Origin of the sequence: Sulfitobacter indolifex (assembly GCF_022788655.1) — a bacterium.
Classification (GTDB): domain Bacteria; phylum Pseudomonadota; class Alphaproteobacteria; order Rhodobacterales; family Rhodobacteraceae; genus Sulfitobacter; species Sulfitobacter indolifex.
In genome coordinates, this window is record NZ_CP084951.1 from 3,097,459 (window position 1) to 3,114,571 (window position 17,113).

Consider the following 17,113-nt stretch of genomic DNA (forward strand, 5'->3'; position numbering starts at 1 on the left):
GCTTAGACAGCGCTAAGGTTCGTTCCCGTCGCAATCTGCGCGCCGCGTTGAAACACATCGACATCCTGCACGCCCTTGCCTGCACGCTGCAACCGCGTCAGCCGTACTGCTCCGTCTCCGCAAGCCACGCGCAGGTCGTCTGACAGCACCTCACCCGCCGCACCTGTGCCTTCGTCAAGCACCGATCCCAGTACCTTCACCCGCTGACCATCAACCTCAAACCACGCGCCGGGAAAGGGCGACAGCCCGCGGATCAGGCGATCTACCTCAACCGCCGGGCGCGCCCAGTCAATGCGGGCCTCGGCCTTGTCGATCTTGGCGGCATAGGTGACGCCTTCTTCGGGTTGGGGCTGCGGGGTCAGCGTCAACAATTGCGACAGCGCTTTGTTGATCGCCACCGCGCCCATGGCGCTCAACCGGTCGTGCAATTGCGCTGTGGTTTCTGCCGCGCCGATGTCCGTCTCTTCGCAGAGCAGCACCGGCCCGGTATCGAGCCCCGCTTCCATCTGCATGATGCAAACGCCGGTCTTTTCATCCCCCGCCATGATCGCACGGTGGATAGGTGCTGCCCCACGCCAGCGCGGCAGCAAGCTCGCGTGGATGTTCAGGCAGCCCTGTTTCGGCGCGTCCAGAATGACCTGCGGGAGGATCAAACCATAGGCCACGACCACCGCCGCGTCAGCGTCGAGTTCAGAGAATTCTTCTTGCGGCTCGGGATGTTTGAGCGATGCCGGATGCCGCACCAAAAGGCCAATCTCTTCAGCGCGCTGCTGCACCGGGCTTGGGCGGGGTTTCTTGCCCCGGCCCGCAGGGCGTGGCGGCTGGCAATAGACGGCGCAGATGTCATGCCCCGCTTGCACCAGCGCGTCGAGTACCGGCACCGAAAACTCGGGCGTGCCCATGAAGATCAGTCGCATCTGTTCACTCCTGAAGGACGGGCAGCCTCGGGGCCGTCAGCCGCCCAGTTTGCGCGCCTTGCGCAACAGCATGTCGCGCTTGGTTTTGCTGAGATTGTCAAAATACATCTTGCCCGCCAGATGGTCGATCTGGTGCTGCACGCTCACGGCCTCCAGCCCAACGAAATCGCGTTCGACCTCCGCACCTGTCTCATCTAGAAAGCGCACCTTCACGCCGCGCGGGCGGCGGATCACGGCGCTGAAACCGGGCAGGTTCGGGCTGGCCTCCTCATAGGGGTGCAGCACGGCAGAGGCGTCGATAATCACCGGGTTCGCCAAGCGGATACGCTTGTTGCGCGCCTCGGAGGCATCGACGACGGCGACCTGCAACATCACCCCGATCTGCGGCGCGGCAAGGCCGACGCCGGGCATGGCGTCCATCGTCTCAATCATATCGTCCCAAAGGGTGCGGATTTCATCCGTCACTGCCTCAATGGGTTCAGCGGGGCTGCGCAGGCGTTTGTCGGGCCATAGGACGTAGCGGCGTAGGGTCATTGGGCTTTAAACTCCGCAATTTTGGCGGCGCGGGTTTCCGCATCGAGGTGATCGAATGTCACCACACCATCAAGGTGATCCATCTCATGCTGCGCGATCAACGCGGCAGCGCCCTCAAAACTCTGCACATAGCGGCCCCCATTCAGCCCGGTCCAAACCATCTGCACCTGCGACGGGCGCGAGATGTCGGTGCTGATGCCGGGTATGCTCAGGCAGCCTTCGGTATTGGTCACACGCTCTTCGCCGATCTCTTGAAACATCGGGTTAATGCAGACCAGCGGGTCCGATTTATTCTCTTTCCAGCCCGCATCCATTACAAACAGGCGCAGCATCGCGCCGACTTGCGGCCCGGCCAAGCCGCGCCCGGGGGCGGCATACATCGTCTCCAACATATCGGCAGCAAGCTGCTCGATCTCTGGCGTGATCTCTTCGATCGGGGCACAGATCTCGGCCAGACGCGGGTCGGGCCAGCGGAGAACCTCTCGCATGCTCATCCGCGCGCCAGCTCACGCTTAAGCTTGACCATCTTGCGGGTGATCATCTGGCGCTTCAGCGGCTTGAGGTAGTCGATGAACAGCTTCCCATCGAGGTGGTCGATTTCATGCTGTACGCAGGTCGCCCAGAGCCCGTCAAAGCCTTCGCGCTGTTCTTTGCCGTCACGGTCCAGCCAGCGGACCTCAACCTCAGCCGGGCGGGTCACATCGGCGAATTGCTCAGGGATGCTCAGGCAGCCTTCCTCATAGGTGTTCAGGTCATCCGAGGAGGCCACGATCTCCGGGTTGAACATCAACAGCGGGCGCGGTGCTTCGCCCTCTTCCTTGACGCAATCGAGCACGATCACCCGGCTCAACACGCCGACCTGCGGTGCAGCAAGGCCAATGCCCGGCGCGTCATACATGGTGGCCAACATATCATCGCCCAGCACGCGCAACTCGTCGCTGAGATCGGCGACAGGGGCTGCGGCTTTCTTGAGCCGTGGGTCGGGGTGCAAAAGGATCGGGCGTTTCATCCCGCTCATTTAGGCCATGCCCGGGCATCGCGCAACCGGGGGCTTGCAGCCCCGGCGGCAGCGGTTAGCTTGGCTTCAACATCAGGAGTGATCAGCATGAGTTTTGACGAGATCGAAGTGACCAACGTGAATTTTGACGAGATCATCGAGCGGCGCGGGACGCATTGCGCGAAATGGGATAAGATGGAAGCGGTCTATGGCGTGCCCGCCGAGAGCGGCATCGCGATGTGGGTGGCTGACATGGATTTCCGCCCGCCGCAGGTGGTACAGGATGCGCTGCAGGCTCAGATTAACCACGGCGTACACGGGTATTTCGGCGATGACAGCGAATACCTTGCGGCAATTCAGTGGTGGATGGAGAACCGCCACGGTTGGAAGGTCGATGCCGATGCAATCTTTACCACGCATGGACTGGTGAACGGCACTGCGATGTGCGTCGATGCCTTTACCCAGCCCGGCGATGGCGTTGTGCTTTTCACCCCGGTCTATCACGCCTTTGCCCGCGTGATTAAAGCCGCCGAACGCCGCGTGGTGGAATGCCCCCTGACCAATACCTCGGGCCGCTATGAGATGGATTTCGACGCCTATGACGCCCTGATGACCGGGGATGAGAAGATGCTGATCCTCTGCTCTCCGCATAACCCCGGTGGCCGGGTCTGGTCCCGCGAAGAATTGCAAGGTGTCGCCGACTTCGCCAAGCGGCATGATCTGGTGTTGGTCTCGGATGAAATTCACCACGATCTGGTGATGCCCGGCCAAAAGCACATCCCCATGGCGCATATCGACGGGATCGAAGACCGTCTGGTGATGATGACCGCCACGACCAAGACCTTCAATATGGCCGGCAGCCACGTCGGAAATGTGATTATTGCAGACCCCAAGATGCGACAGCAGTTCGCCGCCCGCATGGCCGCAATGGGCAGCTCGCCCAATTCGTTTGGTCTGCTTATGGCCACCGCCGCTTATTCACCGGACGGCGCGGCATGGGTGGACGAACTGATGGATTATCTTGACGGCAACCGGAGGCACTTTGACGAAGCAGTAAACGCAATTCCGGGACTGCGCTCTATGCCATTGGAGGCGACCTATCTCGCTTGGGTGGATTTTTCTGGCACTGGCATGGATCGGACGGAGTTTACCGAGCGGGTGGAAAAATCCGCCCGCATCGCCGCGAACCATGGCGCGACATTCGGCACCGGCGGCGAAAGCTTCATGCGCTTCAACCTCGCCATGCCGCGCGCGCGGGTCGAGGAGGCCTGCGAAAGGCTCGCCAAAGCTTTCAGCGATCTACAGTAATCGAAAAATGGCCCGGCGGGAGTGACCCGCCGTGCTGATCCTTCAGGCCCGGCTGTCTTCGATCAGGCCCAGTGGCGCATCGGCGGGGCGTTCGAAATCAAGCGCCGGGCGGTCTGCCACGGCAGTCGCGCGCTTGAATTCATACTGCATTTCGCCTGCGTCTTCCTCGCTCGCCACGATCAGACATTGGAACAGGTGCAGGCTGCCATCATACAGGTCAACCAGCCCGCGCAGCTTGGGCGCGTCTTCGGCATCAACGGAAAATCCGGTCTTCCACATACGCAGCACGCGGTAGACGTTACCGCCCACCTCAAGCCGCAGGCGTGACCCTTTGCGCAGGCCTTCCATGCGCGCAGCATCAAGACCCGCTTGTATTTCTTTGGTCAGAAATTCTTCCATGATCGTCCCCCCGCTAATGCCTTCTAAGCTGGGCTAAAACGTAGGAAATTCAAGTTAAGATTTGATGACGTTTCGGCAGCCTGCGCCAGCGCAGGTCAGCTGCGCGCGCATGAAGATGTGCAGCCCGGGCACGCGGCTCTAGATATGCCCTCAAACGTGCAAAGGAGAACAAGATGGGCCTTTTGGTTGACGGAAAATGGCAAGACAAATGGTATGACACCAAATCCTCAGGTGGCAAATTTGAACGCAGCGAAGCGAAGTTTCGCAACTGGGTGACCGCCGATGGCAGCGCCGGACCCAGCGGCGAAGGCGGTTTCAAAGCAGAATCGGGGCGCTATCACCTCTATGTCAGCTATGCCTGCCCATGGGCGCACCGCGCGCTGATCTTTCGGCAGTTGAAAGGCTTGGAAGATCATATTGGGGTTTCGGTCGTGCATCCCGAGATGTTGGGCGAGGGCTGGACCTTTGACGCAGACTTCCCCGGCGCCACCGGCGACACCCTCTTTGGCCTGCCCTATGCGCGCGACATCTATACTCGCGCCGATCCCAAGTTCACGGGCCGCGTTACCGTGCCGATCCTTTGGGACAAAGAGCGCGAAACCATCGTCAGCAATGAGTCCGCCGAGATCATCCGCATGTTCAACAGCGCCTTTGATGAGATCACCGGTAACAGCAATGACTACTACCCCACAGAGCTGCACGACCGCATCGAAGAGGTGAACGCCCGCGTCTATGACACGTTGAACAATGGCGTCTACAAGGCCGGTTTCGCCACCACGCAAGAGGCCTATGACGCCGCCGTGCATCCGCTCTTCGACACGCTGGATTGGATCGAAGACATCCTATCGCAGAACCGCTATCTCGCGGGCGATAAGATGACAGAGGCCGATTGGCGGCTTTTCACCACGCTGGTGCGCTTCGACAAGGTTTATCACCTGCATTTCAAATGTAACCGCAAGCGGATCGTGGATTACCCAAACCTCTGGGCCTATACGCGCGAGCTTTATCAGGTGTCGGGCGTGGCCGAGACGGTGAACTTTGACCACATCGTGCGGCACTACCATTACAGTCACGATACCATTAACCCGAACCGGATCATTCCGATCAATCCGGTGCTCGAGTTCAGCGCGCCGCACGGGCGCGGTTAACCGACACCCCCTGCCTTGCGGAAGGCGCTTGATCGCGCAGCCCTTTTGCGCTTTCACCGCAGCAACGGCAGGGGGATCATCATGCAACAGCCAGACCAGCGCGACCACGGCGGCGGTGTCGATGCGGCAGCAGCGCGTTTCGGCGGGCAGCGGGCGGATTGGATTGACCTGTCGACCGGGATCAATCCGCAGCCCTACCCGATCCCTGCCCTGCCAGCGGATGCGTGGAACGCGCTCCCCGACGCTGCGGCGCAAACCGCGCTTGAGGACGCCGCCCGCGCGTTCTGGCAGGTGCCCGCCGGGACAGCACTCATCGCCGTGCCGGGTGCGTCATCGGCAATTGCCCGCATCCCGGCGCTTGCCCCGCGTGGCACTGTGCGCATCCCCGGACCAACCTATAATGAACATGCCGCCAGTTTCGCCGATAGCGGTTGGGAAGTCGTTGAGGAAGGTAACACAGATGCCGCCGTCCATGTGCACCCCAACAACCCCGACGGGCGGCTTTGGCACGCGACACAGACCACCGCCCCCCTCAGCATCATCGACGAAAGCTTTTGCGATATCATCCCCGAAGCCACCCTCATCGCGCAGGCCACGACACCCGGCACGTTGATCCTCAAAAGTTTCGGCAAGTTCTGGGGGCTCGCCGGACTACGGCTGGGCTTCGTCATCGGCGATCCGGCCTTGGTGGCTGAGCTTCGGCGGATGCTTGGCCCCTGGCCGGTAAGCGGCCCGGCGCTGCATATCGGCGCAGCGGCGTTGCGCGATACAGATTGGGCCGACGCCACGCGAACCCGGCTCGCCGCAGAGGCAGACCGCCTCGATACTCTGGTAACGGGCGCAGGCGCGGAGATTGTCGGCGGAACCCCGCTCTTCCGCCTCTATGAAGTCGACGATGCGCAAGCCTGGCAGGTCCGCCTCGCCGAGCAGCACATCTGGACCCGTGTTTTCCCCTACAATCCGCGCTGGCTGCGCCTCGGCCTGCCCGTCCCCGACGGTTGGGCGCGGCTGGAGCAGGCGCTGGCATGAGCACGGCGGCGATCCTTACGCTGGCCATGCTGCTGGACGCAGCTTTGGGAGAGCCGGAATGGCTCTGGCGGCGCTTGCCGCACCCGGCGGTGCTGATGGGGCGCTTGATTGGCTGGGGGGATCGGCGGTTGAACCACGGCCAAGCGCGACGCGCTAAGGGCGTGGCGCTGCTGCTATCGCTGATGATCGGAGCCGCAGCATTAGGTTGGCTACTGAGCCTCTTCGGCCCAATCATTGAGATCATCGTCGGAGCGATCCTACTTGCGCAACGCTCCCTCGTCGAACACCTCCGCGCTGTGGCTGATGGGCTGCGCCAGTCATTGCCCGCTGGCCGCCGCGCTGTGGCGATGATCGTCAGCCGCGACACTGCCGAGATGACCGAAGACGCCGTGGCACGCTCTGCCATCGAAAGCGGCGCGGAAAATCTCAGCGACGGGATCATCGCCCCTGCCTTCTGGTTCCTGCTGGCCGGTCTGCCGGGGCTGCTGGTCTATAAAATCGTCAACACCGCCGACAGTATGATCGGCTACCGCACCCCGCGCTATGCCGATTTTGGCTGGGCTGCGGCGCGGATGGATGACCTGTTGAACCTCGTCCCTGCTCGGCTGACCGCGCTGCTTATCGCCCTGCCCGGCGGGGTCTTGCACCACTGGCGCGACATTCGCGCTGATGCGGCGCTGCACCGCTCGCCCAATGCCGGTTGGCCAGAAGCCGCCATGGCGCGGGCCACGGGTGTGGCACTTGCAGGCCCGCGCGCCTATGATGGGCAATTGCAGCAGTTCGCTTGGGTTCACGGCGCGGGGGCGCGCGTCATCGGACCTCAGGCAATCGATGCGGCCATCACCCGCCTCTGGCAGGCATGGTTGGTGATGTGGGCAATCGCCCTAGTTCTGGCCTGTCTGTGACTATGAGGATTTTTATGCGCCCCACCTTTCTAGCCGCCGCCCTTGCGGCGTTCACCCTCCCCGCCACCGCCTATGCGCAATCGGCCTGCGGCGGTGATTTCTCTGGATTCATCGCCGATGCCAAGGCCGAAGCCGTGGCCAAGGGCGCCGACCCTGCAACCGCCGATGGGTTTTTTGCAGGTCTGCGCCAAGACCCCGCCGTGCTGCGCGCAGATCAGGCGCAAGGGGTGTTTCAAAAGCCCTTCATCGAGTTTTCGCGCCACTTGATCTCCAACGACCGGATCAACCGGGGCCGCGCCATGGCCGACAAATACGACGCGATCTTTGACCGGGTTGAATCCGAATACGGTGTCAGCCGTGGCGTGCTCTTGGCCTTTTGGGCGTTCGAGACGGACTACGGCGCGATCCAAGGGGATTTCAACACCGCCAATGCGCTGGCCACGCTGGCCCATGACTGCCGCCGCCCCGAACTGTTCCGCCCACAGCTTTTCGCGGCTTTGGAGCTTTTCGAGCGCGGCGAGTTTGACCCGGCCACCACCACCGGCGCTTGGGCGGGTGAGATCGGCATGGTGCAAATGCTGCCCCGCGACATCATCGAAAACGGTGTGGATGGCGATGGCGATGGCGAAGTCTCCTTGAAAACCTCTGCCCCCGACGCTCTGCTGTCAGGTGCCAAAATGCTTCAAAGCCTCGGCTGGCGCGCAGGAGAGCCTTGGCTGGCCGAAGTGACCCTGCCGCAGGAATTTGACTGGTCGCAAACCGGGCTGGAAACCTCCAAATCCGTCAGCGAATGGCAGGCCATGGGCGTGTCCCCGCGGGGCGGACCGCTGGCCGAAGGGCTGACCGCGTCGGTCCTTCTGCCACAAGGGCGCGGCGGGCCTGCTTTCATCGCCTATCCGAATTTTCGGGTCTATTTCGAATGGAACCAAAGCTTTACCTACGTCATGACCGCCGCCTATTTCGCCACGCGGCTGGAAGGCGCGCAGGTCTATGACGCGGGCAATCCGCAACCGGGGCTTAGCGGGGAGGCGATGAAGACGCTTCAGCGCAAACTCCAGTCTATGGGCTATGATGTGGGCGATGTGGACGGCATCCTCGGCTCCGGCACCCGCGCCGCTGTGCGGGCTGAACAGGAACGCCTTGGCATGCCCGTCGATGGCTGGCCCACGCCCAGCTTGCTGAACCAACTGTAAGGAGAGCCCCTGATGGCCTTAAAGAAAACCGCCGCCGAAATGGTGTCCGAGGCCCGTGCCCGGATCGAAGAAATCGACAGCGCCGAGGCCATCGCCATGCTGGACGACGAAAACGTGCAATTCGTCGACCTGCGTGATCCCCGCGAACGCGAGCGTACCGGGTTCATCCCCGGTGCGTTCCACTGCCCGCGTGGCATGTTGGAGTTTTGGGTCGACCCCGACAGCCCCTATTTCAAAGAGGTCTTTGCCCAAGACAAGAAGTTCGTCTTCCACTGCGCCTCCGGCTGGCGCTCAGCCATCTCTGTCGCGACGCTGCAAGACATGGGCTTTGACGCGGCGCACCTGAAGGACGGTTTCGGCGGATGGGAAAAGGCGGGCGGCCAAATTGAGGGCGGCAATGTCGAGAAGCCCTGACCCGCAGGCTTTGATCTGGCCTCCCTTTCGCAAAGCTGCCACAACCTGTGCAACGTCATAGGAGAGACAGAATGACCGAGATCAAACGCCACCATACTAACACCCGCATGAGCCAGATCGTTGAGCATGGCGATGTGATTTACCTTGCTGGCCAAGTCGGCACGGCGGGCGCAGATGTGGCCACCCAGACCCAAGATTGCCTTGATAAGGTCGATGCCCTGTTGGCCGAGGTTGGCAGCGACAAGACCCGCATCCTGCAATCAACCATCTGGATGGCGGATATGGCCGATTTCGCCGCGATGAATGCCGTTTGGGATGCTTGGGTGGCTGAGGGCCACGCCCCCGCGCGCGCCTGCGGCGAATCCAAACTCGCAACGCCAGAATATCTGGTCGAAGTACTTGTGATCGCCGCCAAGGCCTAAGCCACTTTCACCCCGTGCCTTCCCGGCGCGGGGTGTTGTGGGGCGCGCGGGCACTGTCCCCCGCCCCCAGACGTGCTAGACAGGCCCATCCGAGCCGAAAGCATCGCATGACCCCCTGCACCCTCACCGCCTTGTCCGATCTGGCCCAGCTTAACGTCGACACAATCATTGACGTGCGCGCCCCGTCGGAGTTTGCCGAAGATCACCTGCCCGGCGCGATCAATCTGCCCGTGCTCTCGGACGCGGAGCGGGCCGAGGTCGGCACGATCTACAAACAAGTCAGCCCCTTCGATGCCCGCAAGATCGGCGGCGCGTTGGTGGCGCAAAACACGGCGCGACACTTGCAAACGGCCCTTGCGGGTAAAGACGGCAGTTGGCAGCCCCTGGTCTATTGCTGGCGCGGCGGGCAGCGTTCGGGCGCGTTCTCGACGATCCTCGATCAGGTCGGCTGGCGTGTGCAACTCCTGCGTGGCGGCTATCGCAGCTATCGCCGGTTGGTGGTCGCGGCGCTTTACGACACGCCCCTGCTGCATCGGTTGATGCTGATCGAAGGCGGCACTGGCACCGCCAAAACCCGACTGCTGCATCATCTGGCCGAAACGGGCGCGCAGGTGCTTGACCTTGAAGGGCTGGCGCAGCATCGCGGCTCGCTGTTTGGCGCTGTGGACGGCGGCCAGCCGCACCAGAAGATGTTTGAAAGCCGTCTGGCCCAAGCCCTCGCCCCGCTCGATCCAGCGCAGATCACATGGGTTGAGGCCGAAAGCAGCAAGATCGGGGACATCACCCTGCCCCCCGCGCTCTGGGCCGCGATGATCGCCGCACCACGGGTTGAGATCGACGCACCGCTCGCCGCGCGGGCGCATTTCCTGTGCCACGCCTATGACGATCTGACCGCCGACCCTAGCCTGCTCAAAGACCGCATCGACAAGCTGCGCCCCTATCACAGCGGTGAAACAATCTCCGCATGGCAGACCCAAGCCCGGGTTGGCGATTGGGCCACGCTTGCCGAAGGGTTAATCGGCCAGCACTACGATCCGCGCTATGCAAAGACAGCCAGCCGCAACCCCGCGCCCGTTAAGCGGCTTTCGCTGAACGACCTTGATGAAACCACATTGGCCGAGACCGCCACCGCGCTGCACAGCCGTTTCAGCGCAGGCGAATAGAGGGCGCGCCCGCCTCAAGCCGTCCGATGATATGACCCTTTAGCCCTGCCGCTGCCAACCGCGCCTGCGCGACCTTCGCTGCCGCTTCTGGCAAAGCGGCCAATAGCCCTCCGGCGGTTTGCGGGTCGTGGAAAAGCGGATTTATCGACCCCGCCGTTCGGATCGGTGCATCGGCCTGATTGACTGCCAGAAGCGATGACGCCACCCCTTGATCCGAGAGCGCCTGCGCGCCGGGGTAAATCGGTACGGCATCCCCCCGAAGCTCTGCCGCCAGCCCGGACGCCCGGCAAATCGCCTGCACATGCCCGGCCAAACCAAAGCCTGTCACATCCGTCATCGCATGAGCGTTTGCCAAAATCTCCGCCTCCCGCGCCTGCGGCGTCGCCATGAAGCGCAACGCGTCGGCCACGACCCGCCCCGGTGCGCTGCCCGCCATATGCCCCGCTAGAATCACGCCCGCGCCGATGGGCCGGGTGAGCATCAGAACATCCCCCGGCTGCGCACCGCCCACGCCAATCGGCATGTCCTCCCGCGTGCCGGTGACCGTGAACCCGATGGTCAGTTCCGCGCCCATGGTGGTGTGGCCGCCGACAATCTGCGCGCCTGCGGCCCCCATCACATCTTGCGCAGCAGCCGCAATTTCTCGCAACGTCCGAGCCTGCAATTCAGGCGACATGCGCGGCATGATGACCGTGCTCAGCGCCACCTGCGGCTTGGCCCCCATCGCCCAGACATCGCCCAATGCATGCACCGCCGCGATCCGCGTCATCAGCGCCGGGTCTTCGATGAAACCGCGCAGGTGATCCGTGCTGATCACCTGAAAGCCGCCGCCGGGTCGCTGCAGGATCGCCGCGTCATCCCCCGCACCGGTGACGACATCTCCCGTGACCGGGTGTTGAGCCTTGACCAACAGATCGCCGAGTATCGCGCCGCCCACCTTGGCCCCGCAGCCACCACAAAGCGGCTTGCCGGCCAGCGCGTCTTGCACGCCCGAAGCCGTCGGACCAATCGGCGCTTCGCGTTTCATTGCGGGCAGATCGTCCAGCTGATCCATGAATTTCCGATCGATTCGGTCCTTCCATTGCCACAGCAACGCACCGCCAAGGGCGAGCCCGTTCCGCTCGGCCACCGCCGACTTTCCGCCCAATGAGATAAGCTTTAGGTAATGTTTCTGCGGTTTAAACGCACCCCGCTCAGCGGCGCTCAATGCGGCCCGCAAATTGTCATGCAGAACCGGCGCCGCCCGCACGGCAAAGACCCCGGCCTTGGGGCGCGGCGTGGCCTCTAAATGCGCGCAGTCACCCACGGCAAAGAGCGCCGCGTCATCCACCACGCCCAAATCAGCGCCCACTCGGATGAACCCATTGTGCAGCGGCAGGTCAGTCTGCGCGAGCCAGCCATGCGGCACCGCCCCTGCCGCGCCGACGCAAAGTGCTGCCGGGATCGGGGCGCGCCCCTTCACGATTACCTCTGTGCCCGTGACCTGCGTCACCTCCGCCCCGAGCGCAAGGTTCACCCCTAAATCGGCCATGCGCCGCCGCACCATCGTCTCGGTTCGGGGCGCCATACCGGAAAGCTGCGGCCCGTGTTCCACCACTGTCACAGCAGGCTGCGCCCCGGCCTGACGCAGGGCAAACGCCATCGCCATCGCCAACTCGCAACCCGCCACACCGCCGCCAATCACGGCGACTTCGGGCGGCAGATCACTCGCTTTCACCGCTGCCAAAAACGCCCGCCACCGCGCTGCATAAACATCAAGCGGCTTTGCCGGCACGGCGTGTTCGGCAAATCCCGGCAGGTCCATCTTGGCCGTGATGCCCACGTCGATTGAGGCCACATCGTAGGCCACAGGTCCATGCCCCGGCACAGTGATCTCCTGCGCGGCCCGGTCGATCCCGGTCGCCGCCCCAAGGATCAGCCGTGCCCCAGCGTGGCGGCACAGACGCATCAAGTCGATCTCAAGCTCATCGCGGGCGTAATGCCCGGCGATGTGGCCGGGCAACATGCCCGTATAGGGCGCGGTCGGGCCGGGATTGATAACCGTCAGCCGCGCGCCGGGCAGCGGGTCCATCCCCCATTTGCGCAGCACCAGCGCATGGGCATGACCGCCCCCCACCAGCACCAAATCCCGCGTTAGAGGCAGATCGCCTTGCACCAGATTGCCTCGCTCTCTCATATTAAACGTTGGATATTGCTAACCGAACCCGTGCGGGCGCGCCATCGCCATGACCAAGTTGTGAGGGGGCCGTGGACGGGTTCGAGCGGCATTTCCCCGCCCATTCGCACCCGAAAACGCCCCAAACCTTTAAAAAGGGTGACATTCTACCCGAAAACCCCCATGTACATTCCATCCCTGACCCTCTACCGACGGTCGGATTCCTTTGCCGTGGCTGGTAGCACCCCACGTGCCCGCCCCCCGCACAAACGTTCAAGACAGGACAGCCTTCGTGATCCAGACTATTGCCGACGCCCTTGCCCAACAGGGTTATGAAACACTTACCGCCGTACAAGAAGCCGTCACAGACCCCGCGCTGAATGACGCCGACCTTCTGGTTTCGGCCCAAACCGGGTCGGGCAAGACGGTGGGCTTTGGCCTCGCCATCGCGCCGACACTTTTGGGTGACGACACCCATTTCGGCCAAGCGGGCGCGCCACTGGCGTTGATCATCGCCCCCACCCGTGAATTGGCCATGCAGGTCAGCCGCGAGCTCACATGGCTCTATGGCAAGGCCGGTGCCATCGTCACCACCTGCGTCGGCGGCATGGACACCCGCACCGAGCGCCGCGCGCTTGATCGGGGCGCGCATATCGTTGTCGCCACGCCGGGCCGTCTGTGTGACCACATCAAACGCAACAACATCAACCTCGACGCGATCCGCGCCGTGGTGCTGGATGAAGCGGATGAGATGCTCGACCTTGGTTTTCGCGAAGACCTTGAGTTCATCCTGTCCGAATCCCCCGAAGACCGCCGCACGCTGCTGTTCTCGGCCACCGTGCCCGCCGCCATTGCCAAACTGGCGAAATCCTACCAGCGTGATGCGCAACGCATCACCACCGTGGGCGAAGCCAAGCAGCACAGCGATATCGAATACCGCGCGCTGAACGTGCATCCGCGTGACACTGAAAACGCGATCATCAACGTGTTGCGCTTCTATGAAGCCAAGAACGCCATCGTGTTCTGCAACACCCGCGCCGCCGTGGCGCGTCTGACCTCGCGCTTCACGAACCGGGGCTTCTCGGTCGTGGCGCTGTCGGGTGAGCTGACGCAATCCGAGCGGACCAACGCGCTGCAAGCCCTGCGCGACGGGCGTGCGCGCGTTTGTATTGCAACGGATGTCGCTGCACGCGGCATTGACCTGCCGAACCTTGAGTTGGTGATTCACGCCGACTTGCCCAGCAACTCCGACACGCTGCTGCACCGCTCGGGCCGTACTGGCCGCGCCGGGCGCAAAGGTGTTTCGGCACTGATCGTGCCTGCCAAACTGCGCAGCAAAGCGAACCGCCTGATTGGCGGCGCGAAGCTGAAAGTGGAATGGGCGGCACCGCCGTCTGCTGCTGAGGTTAACGCCGCAGATGAGGCCCGTTTGCTGGCCGATTCTGCATGGTCCGACCCGATCCCGGAAGACGCCGAAGGTTTTGTCGCCAATCTGGTTGAGCAGTTCTCGGCTGAGCAACTGGCCACCGCCTTCGTCAACCTCTACCGCGCGCGCCAATCCGCGCCGGAAGAACTGGCAGAACCCGGCGCGCCCGGCGACGACAAGCCGCGCCCGGCCTTTGGCAAATCGGTCTGGTTCTCGATCTCAACCGGCCGCAACGATGGGGCCGAGCCGCGCACGCTGCTGCCGATGCTGTGCCGTCGCGGCGACCTGACCAAAGACGACATCGGCGCGATCCGCGTGCAGGGCAGCCATAGCTTTGTCGAAGTCCTGGAAACTTCTGTCCCCGGTCTGCTGAGCGCCCTTGGCGGTGACATGAAGCTGGAAGAAGGCGCGGTGCTGACGCAACTCGACAAAGCCCCTGATCTGGCCCGTGGCCCGAAACCTGCCGGCAACCGTGGCCCCAAGCCCGGCGGCGGCTACAAAGGCGACCGTCCGGACCGTGGTCCGCGCCCCCCGCGCGATAACTACGATCCTGATGCCGCCCCCGCCCCGCGCAAGCCACGCGCCAAAGCGGCGGATGGCCCCGGTGCGGCGTCTTTCGACAAGCCCAAGTTCGACAAGCCAAAGTTTGACAAACCCCGCGCCCCTAAAGGCGAACGCCCGCCAAAGTCGCACAAGACCGAGCGTAGCCCGATGAAGCCAGGCGCCGCGCCCAAGCCCAAGTCTGGCGGCGAGACCACCGCCAAGCCCAAGGCGAAAGCTGTGTGGAAAAAGGAAAAGCCCGCAGGCGAAGGTTTCAAGGGCAAAGGCAAGGGTAAGCCAACGTCATCGGCCACCACGCCCGGCGGCGAGAAGTCGTACAAACGCGCGTCTGATCCGTCCAAACGCTTCACCCCGCCGAATAAGATCGGCAAGCAGGGTGGCAAGGGCGGCCCAAAATCGAAGTAAGATCAAACGCCGGGGCACCACCCCGGCGTTTTTGCATAAGGCCCCGGACTTTTTAAAAAGTCCGGCCAGATTTCTTTGAAAGAAATCGGCACCTCTAGCTGGCCTTAAGGAACAAACCCATCTGGCACTACTTGCGGCGCGTCTTTCGCGGTGATGTGATACGCACATTCCCCGCCTCAGCGCGGGCTTCATTCGTGGGTTCGCCCACCCGCACAGAAAGGTTTGCCCCATGGACGGCAATTTCAACGAGAACGACATCTCCCGCGTTGTCGAAGCCGACCGCGCGCACATCTGGCATCACTTGAGCCAGCACAAACCCTATGAAACCACCGATCCGCGCATTATTGTCGAAGGCAAAGGCATGCGCGTTTGGGATCAAAAGGGCAAAGAACACCTCGATGCCGTCTCTGGCGGTGTCTGGACAGTCAACGTGGGCTATGGCCGCGAAAGCATCGCCAATGCCGTGCGCGACCAGTTGATCAAGCTGAACTATTTCGCAGGCTCCGCAGGGTCGATCCCCGGTTCGCATTTTGCCGAAAAGCTGCTCGACAAGATGCCCGGCCTCGACCGCGTTTACTACTGCAACTCCGGCTCCGAGGCGAATGAGAAAGCCTTTAAAATGGTCCGTCAGATTGCGCACAAGCGTTACGGCGGCAAAAAGCACAAGATTCTCTACCGCGACCGCGATTACCACGGCACCACCATCGGCTGCCTCTCGGCGGGCGGTCAGGATGAGCGCAACGCGCAATACGGCCCCTTCGCGCCGGGGTTCGTGAGGGTGCCACACTGCCTTGAATACCGCAGCTTTGAGCAGGACGGCGCGCCGCAAGAGAACTACGGCCCATGGGCCGCTGACCAGATCGAAAAGGTGATCTTGGCCGAAGGGCCGGAAACTGTCGGCGCGCTCTGCCTCGAGCCGGTGACAGCAGGCGGCGGCGTGATCTGCCCTCCCGATGGCTATTGGGAGCGGGTGCAAGAGATTTGCCGCAAGTATGACATCCTGCTGCACATTGATGAGGTCGTTTGCGGCGTGGGCCGGACCGGCACATGGTTTGGCTATCAGCACTACGGCATTCAGCCCGATATGGTGACAATGGCCAAGGGCGTCGCCTCGGGCTATGCCGCGATCGCCTGTCTGGTCACCACTGATGCGGTCTTTGACATGTTCAAAGACGACGCCAGCGATCCGCTGAACTACTTCCGCGACATCTCGACCTTTGGCGGCTGCACCGCCGGGCCGACCGCGGGCATCGAGAACATGAACATCATCGAGCGTGAGAACCTGTTGGAGAACACAACCAATATGGGCAATTACATGCTGGAGCAGTTGCACGCGCTGGCCGACAAACACGCAGTGATCGGCGATGTGCGCGGCAAGGGGCTGTTTCTGGGGGCGGAGCTGGTCACCGACCGCGACAGCCGTGCCCCAGTTGAGGAAAAGCGCATTCAAGCCGTGGTGGGTGACTGCATGGCCCAAGGCGTTATCATCGGAGCGACCAACCGCTCGCTGCCGGGTAAAAACAACACGCTGTGTTTCTCACCTGCGCTGATCGCCTCGCGCGACGACATTGATGAGATCATCACGGCGGTAGACGGCGCATTGGATCGGGTCTTTACCTCGGCGTAAAACCGCAGAAGCAGTGCGATCTTAGGCAGCATTGGTTGACCCGATGCTGCCTTCGTCTATTTACCCCTTTGTCTTGCCCGAACATGACATCAGATGGAAAATTGCCGCGCATCGCTGCGTCGAAAATTTTTCTTAATATCCATCGCTTTCGCGGGAACCTCTTCCAACCTCCCCGCGTTGGCAAATGAGTAACTTGGGAGAAAGACATGAAGAAATTCCTTATCGCCATTCCGCTGGTCGCCACACTTGCCGCTTGTAACGGCACCACGCCCAGCCAAGGTGCCCTGACGGGTGCTGCTCTTGGCGCGGCCACAGGTGCTGCCGTTTCAGGTGGCGACGACAAAGTTCAAGGCGCAATCATTGGCGGTCTCGCTGGTGCAGCGGCTGGTAACTACATCGGCCAGACCCAGTCCGGCAAATGCGTTTACCAGAACTCCAACGGCCAGCGCTACACCGCAGCGTGCCCGTAAACGTCTGACATCGCGCGTTTTCGCGATGAAGGGGCTTCGA

Annotated in this window: 17 protein-coding genes; 11 read left to right on the top strand and 6 right to left on the bottom strand. The window is 62.5% G+C overall.

Features of this window, described 5'->3' with window-relative positions; genetic code table 11:
• Positions 1-2 precede the first annotated feature (2 nt).
• The 4 genes from fmt to def (DSM14862_RS15225) are packed head-to-tail and all read right to left on the bottom strand — an operon-like array spanning position 3 to position 2,460.
• A complete protein-coding gene (gene fmt, locus DSM14862_RS15210) occupies positions 3-917 on the bottom strand; it encodes a methionyl-tRNA formyltransferase (protein WP_007118165.1) in 915 nt (304 codons plus the stop codon).
• 36 nt (positions 918-953) lie between these two features.
• Positions 954-1,451, bottom strand: a complete 498-nt coding sequence (gene def / locus DSM14862_RS15215; RefSeq protein WP_007118166.1) for a peptide deformylase — start codon at positions 1,449-1,451, stop codon at positions 954-956.
• Positions 1,448-1,939, bottom strand: coding sequence for a peptide deformylase (gene def / locus DSM14862_RS15220; RefSeq protein WP_322790840.1), 492 nt, complete (start codon positions 1,937-1,939; stop codon positions 1,448-1,450). The genes def (DSM14862_RS15215) and def (DSM14862_RS15220) overlap by 4 nt, the downstream gene beginning before the upstream one ends.
• A 2-nt stretch (positions 1,940-1,941) precedes the next feature.
• Positions 1,942-2,460, bottom strand: coding sequence for a peptide deformylase (gene def / locus DSM14862_RS15225; protein WP_007118168.1), 519 nt, complete (start codon positions 2,458-2,460; stop codon positions 1,942-1,944).
• A 96-nt stretch (positions 2,461-2,556) separates the two neighbouring features.
• Between def (DSM14862_RS15225) and DSM14862_RS15230 the strand changes: the two genes are divergently transcribed.
• Entirely contained in the window at positions 2,557-3,756 is a 1,200-nt protein-coding gene (locus DSM14862_RS15230; protein WP_007118169.1) for a MalY/PatB family protein, read from the top strand.
• Between the two features lie 42 nt (positions 3,757-3,798).
• On the opposite strand, the gene DSM14862_RS15235 is transcribed toward DSM14862_RS15230, so the two are convergent.
• Complete coding sequence (locus DSM14862_RS15235; RefSeq protein WP_007118170.1) at positions 3,799-4,155, bottom strand: hypothetical protein; 357 nt, start codon at positions 4,153-4,155, stop codon at positions 3,799-3,801.
• A 173-nt stretch (positions 4,156-4,328) separates the two neighbouring features.
• Here DSM14862_RS15235 and DSM14862_RS15240 point away from each other — a divergent pair, with 173 nt between their 5' ends.
• The 7 genes from DSM14862_RS15240 (at position 4,329) to mnmH (ending at position 10,429) form a co-directional block, all read left to right on the top strand.
• Complete coding sequence (locus tag DSM14862_RS15240) at positions 4,329-5,303, top strand: glutathione S-transferase family protein (RefSeq protein ID WP_007118171.1); 975 nt, start codon at positions 4,329-4,331, stop codon at positions 5,301-5,303.
• Between the two features lie 81 nt (positions 5,304-5,384).
• Positions 5,385-6,332, top strand: a complete 948-nt coding sequence (gene cobD / locus DSM14862_RS15245) for a threonine-phosphate decarboxylase CobD (RefSeq protein WP_040700304.1) — start codon at positions 5,385-5,387, stop codon at positions 6,330-6,332.
• A complete protein-coding gene (gene cbiB / locus DSM14862_RS15250) occupies positions 6,329-7,237 on the top strand; it encodes an adenosylcobinamide-phosphate synthase CbiB (RefSeq protein ID WP_007118173.1) in 909 nt (302 codons plus the stop codon). The genes cobD and cbiB overlap by 4 nt, the downstream gene beginning before the upstream one ends.
• Positions 7,238-7,251: 14 nt before the next feature.
• Positions 7,252-8,430, top strand: a complete 1,179-nt coding sequence (locus tag DSM14862_RS15255) for a lytic murein transglycosylase (RefSeq protein WP_007118174.1) — start codon at positions 7,252-7,254, stop codon at positions 8,428-8,430.
• Positions 8,431-8,442: 12 nt separating this feature from the next.
• Entirely contained in the window at positions 8,443-8,844 is a 402-nt protein-coding gene (locus tag DSM14862_RS15260) for a rhodanese-like domain-containing protein (protein ID WP_007118175.1), read from the top strand.
• A gap of 71 nt (positions 8,845-8,915) precedes the next feature.
• Entirely contained in the window at positions 8,916-9,266 is a 351-nt protein-coding gene (locus DSM14862_RS15265; RefSeq protein WP_007118176.1) for a RidA family protein, read from the top strand.
• 107 nt (positions 9,267-9,373) lie between these two features.
• The gene (mnmH, locus tag DSM14862_RS15270) at positions 9,374-10,429 is read left to right on the top strand and encodes a tRNA 2-selenouridine(34) synthase MnmH (RefSeq protein ID WP_007118177.1); all 1,056 of its coding nucleotides are present in this window, start codon (positions 9,374-9,376) and stop codon (positions 10,427-10,429) included.
• Here mnmH and selD read toward each other — a convergent pair.
• On the bottom strand, positions 10,413-12,605 hold the full coding sequence (gene selD, locus DSM14862_RS15275) for a selenide, water dikinase SelD (protein WP_407705332.1): 2,193 nt from the start codon (positions 12,603-12,605) through the stop codon (positions 10,413-10,415). The two genes, mnmH and selD, sit on opposite strands and share 17 nt — an antisense overlap.
• 271 nt (positions 12,606-12,876) lie before the next feature.
• On the opposite strand from selD, the gene DSM14862_RS15280 reads away from it, so the two are divergent.
• The 3 genes from DSM14862_RS15280 to DSM14862_RS15290 all read left to right on the top strand — a co-directional run bounded on the left by DSM14862_RS15280 (position 12,877) and on the right by DSM14862_RS15290 (position 17,073).
• Positions 12,877-14,976 carry a DEAD/DEAH box helicase gene (locus tag DSM14862_RS15280; protein WP_007118179.1) on the top strand — a complete coding sequence of 700 codons (2,100 nt, stop codon included), beginning with the start codon at positions 12,877-12,879 and terminating at the stop codon, positions 14,974-14,976.
• Between the two features lie 229 nt (positions 14,977-15,205).
• Positions 15,206-16,603, top strand: coding sequence for an aminotransferase family protein (locus tag DSM14862_RS15285; RefSeq protein WP_007118180.1), 1,398 nt, complete (start codon positions 15,206-15,208; stop codon positions 16,601-16,603).
• 206 nt (positions 16,604-16,809) lie between these two features.
• Positions 16,810-17,073, top strand: coding sequence for a glycine zipper 2TM domain-containing protein (locus DSM14862_RS15290; protein WP_007118181.1), 264 nt, complete (start codon positions 16,810-16,812; stop codon positions 17,071-17,073).
• Positions 17,074-17,113 lie beyond the last annotated feature (40 nt).

Bases quoted from the DNA above. Each gene is read 5' to 3' on its own strand.
- fmt (WP_007118165.1), bottom strand. From the start codon at position 917: ATGCGACTGATCTTCATGGGCACGCCCGAGTTTTCGGTGCCGGTACTC.
- def (WP_007118166.1), bottom strand. From the start codon at position 1,451: ATGACCCTACGCCGCTACGTCCTATGGCCCGACAAACGCCTGCGCAGC.
- def (WP_322790840.1), bottom strand. From the start codon at position 1,939: ATGCGAGAGGTTCTCCGCTGGCCCGACCCGCGTCTGGCCGAGATCTGT.
- def (WP_007118168.1), bottom strand. From the start codon at position 2,460: ATGAAACGCCCGATCCTTTTGCACCCCGACCCACGGCTCAAGAAAGCC.
- DSM14862_RS15230 (WP_007118169.1), top strand. From the start codon at position 2,557: ATGAGTTTTGACGAGATCGAAGTGACCAACGTGAATTTTGACGAGATC.
- DSM14862_RS15235 (WP_007118170.1), bottom strand. From the start codon at position 4,155: ATGGAAGAATTTCTGACCAAAGAAATACAAGCGGGTCTTGATGCTGCG.
- DSM14862_RS15240 (WP_007118171.1), top strand. From the start codon at position 4,329: ATGGGCCTTTTGGTTGACGGAAAATGGCAAGACAAATGGTATGACACC.
- cobD (WP_040700304.1), top strand. From the start codon at position 5,385: ATGCAACAGCCAGACCAGCGCGACCACGGCGGCGGTGTCGATGCGGCA.
- cbiB (WP_007118173.1), top strand. From the start codon at position 6,329: ATGAGCACGGCGGCGATCCTTACGCTGGCCATGCTGCTGGACGCAGCT.
- DSM14862_RS15255 (WP_007118174.1), top strand. From the start codon at position 7,252: ATGCGCCCCACCTTTCTAGCCGCCGCCCTTGCGGCGTTCACCCTCCCC.
- DSM14862_RS15260 (WP_007118175.1), top strand. From the start codon at position 8,443: ATGGCCTTAAAGAAAACCGCCGCCGAAATGGTGTCCGAGGCCCGTGCC.
- DSM14862_RS15265 (WP_007118176.1), top strand. From the start codon at position 8,916: ATGACCGAGATCAAACGCCACCATACTAACACCCGCATGAGCCAGATC.
- mnmH (WP_007118177.1), top strand. From the start codon at position 9,374: ATGACCCCCTGCACCCTCACCGCCTTGTCCGATCTGGCCCAGCTTAAC.
- selD (WP_407705332.1), bottom strand. From the start codon at position 12,605: ATGAGAGAGCGAGGCAATCTGGTGCAAGGCGATCTGCCTCTAACGCGG.
- DSM14862_RS15285 (WP_007118180.1), top strand. From the start codon at position 15,206: ATGGACGGCAATTTCAACGAGAACGACATCTCCCGCGTTGTCGAAGCC.
- DSM14862_RS15290 (WP_007118181.1), top strand. From the start codon at position 16,810: ATGAAGAAATTCCTTATCGCCATTCCGCTGGTCGCCACACTTGCCGCT.